2 protein-coding genes and 1 pseudogene are annotated in these 1,956 nt (G+C 67.7%); 2 read left to right on the plus strand and 1 reads right to left on the minus strand.

Annotated features, from left to right (window positions below):
* Positions 1–310 (minus strand): annotated as a pseudogene (locus tag AACZ35_RS14035) (hypothetical protein); the annotation flags it as partial.
* Between the two features lie 101 nt (positions 311–411).
* Here AACZ35_RS14035 and AACZ35_RS14040 point away from each other — a divergent pair.
* Complete coding sequence (locus AACZ35_RS14040) at positions 412–1,038, plus strand: L-threonylcarbamoyladenylate synthase (RefSeq protein ID WP_339830360.1); 627 nt, start codon at positions 412–414, stop codon at positions 1,036–1,038.
* Positions 1,039–1,105: 67 nt separating this feature from the next.
* On the plus strand, positions 1,106–1,956 hold an 851-nt coding region (locus AACZ35_RS14045), incomplete at its 3' end, for a ScpA family protein (protein WP_339830362.1).

Here is a 1,956-nt window from a genome sequence, read left to right on the forward strand (position 1 = left end):
CGCCCTTGTAAAGCAGCTGGTGGTTGTTGGCCCACCAGAAGCCGCTGACGATGCCGTTCTTCTCGAGGTTCACCGCGGCCGTCTGCTTCATGTCCTGCCGGCGCAGCACCACCAGCACGTTCCTGTCGCCATGGGGCACGGTGGCCGCGAGGTATTTGCCGTCCGGCGAGATCTTCAGGTTGCCGAAGGCCTCCATGTCGAGGAAATGTTCCACCGGGATGCTTGAGGCCGGGCCGGGCGACGCGGCTGAACACGGGCTGGCGGACCCGAGCACGGACAGGAAAACAAGCAGCAGCAGGCATCGGAACATTCGCGCGGACCCCGGGAAATTTCCGGGGACTTTACCCGGGCGAGGCCGGGGGCGGGCGAGAAACATTCGCGCAATCGCCCGGTTCCCGGGCACAATCGGGCATGGCAGAACGATTGATGGTGCACCCGGTCAACCCGCAGCAGCGCCTCGTGGACAAGGCGGTGGCCGTGATCCGCGGCGGCGGGCTGGCCCTGGTGCCGACCGACGCCGGCTATTCCCTGGCCTGGGGCCTGGAGGCCCGGGAGGCAGAAGAAAGGGTCCAGCGCCTGCGCGAACTGGACAGCCGGCACCCTTTCACCTTACTCTGTCGGCAATTGAGTGAGGCTGGCCGCCTGGCCCGGCTCGACGATCCAGCCTTCAGGCTGCTCAGATCGCTGACCCCGGGGCCATGCACGTTCATCCTGCCAGCCTCCCCGGACCTGCCCAAACGCATCAAGAACGCCGGCCGCAGCAAGCGCCGCGACATCGGCATCCGCCTGCCCGACCATGGCGTGATCCGGATGGTGCTGGAGTCCGTAGGTGAACCCCTGTTGTCCACCAGCCTGGTGCTGCCGGACGAAGAACATCCGAACAGCCACGAGGCCGATCAGGTCGCTGAACGTTGGTTGCGTTGGGTCGACGTGATGCTGGACGCCGAGGACTGCGAACCCGGCCCCACCAGCATCGTCGACTGCACGGGCGATCAGCCCGAGGTCATCCGCCAGGGATTCCACCCCGTGGCGCTGTAGCACCCGAACACCCGGGCCGGAGGGGCCCCCGCTCGATGAGAGCCCACGAACATTGCATGAGCCGCCGATGAGCGAACCGATCGCGCAGGACGCCGCGCGCGCCCCGCACCCCCAGCAGCAGGAAATGCCGCTGGCCCTGGTGAAGGGCCAGCCGGTGCTGCAGATGCCGCAGGACCTGTACATCCCGCCGGATGCGCTCGAGGTATTCCTCGAGGCCTTCGAAGGGCCGCTGGACCTGCTGCTGTACCTGATCCGCCGCCAGAATCTGGACATCCTGGACATCCCCGTCGCCGAGATCACCCGGCAGTACGTGGACTACATCGGGGTGATGCAGGACATGCGCTTCGAACTGGCCGCCGAATACCTGGTGATGGCCGCGATCCTGGCCGAGATCAAGTCGCGCATGCTGCTGCCGCGCCCGCCGGTGGAGGAAGGCCACGAAGCCGACCCGCGCGCCGAACTGGTGCGCCGCCTGCAGGAATACGAGCGCTACAAGAAGGCCGCCGAGGACATCGACCAGCTCGACCGGCTCGACCGCGACACCGCCCTGGCCTCGGTGCACGTGCCCGACCGCAGCGCGGTGAAGGCGCCGCCGCCGGTGGACCTGACCGAAATGCTGCTGGCCCTGCGCGACGTGCTCAAGCGGGCCGACCTGTACACCCACCACGCGATCCGTCGCGAGGCGCTGAGCGTGCGCCAGTTCCACGGCTTCCAGACCCTGTTCACCGTCGAGGCAGGCCGCCTGGGCGTGGTGGTGACCTTCCTTTCGATCCTCGAGCTGGCCAAGGAACAGCTGCTCGAGATCGTGCAGGAAGCCCCGCTGGCGCCGATCTACGTCAAGTCGCTGGCCGCCAGCGACGACGATGCCGCAACCGCCCTGCCCGACCCGACTTCCGACGACACCGGCGCCGACGCGCC

The organism is uncultured Arenimonas sp. (genome assembly GCF_963976025.1).
Lineage (GTDB): Bacteria > Pseudomonadota > Gammaproteobacteria > Xanthomonadales > Xanthomonadaceae > Arenimonas.

What these genes read in the sequence shown, in the direction of transcription:
- AACZ35_RS14040 (WP_339830360.1), top strand. Translation starts at nt 412, where the DNA reads ATGGCAGAACGATTGATGGTGCACCCGGTCAACCCGCAGCAGCGCCTC.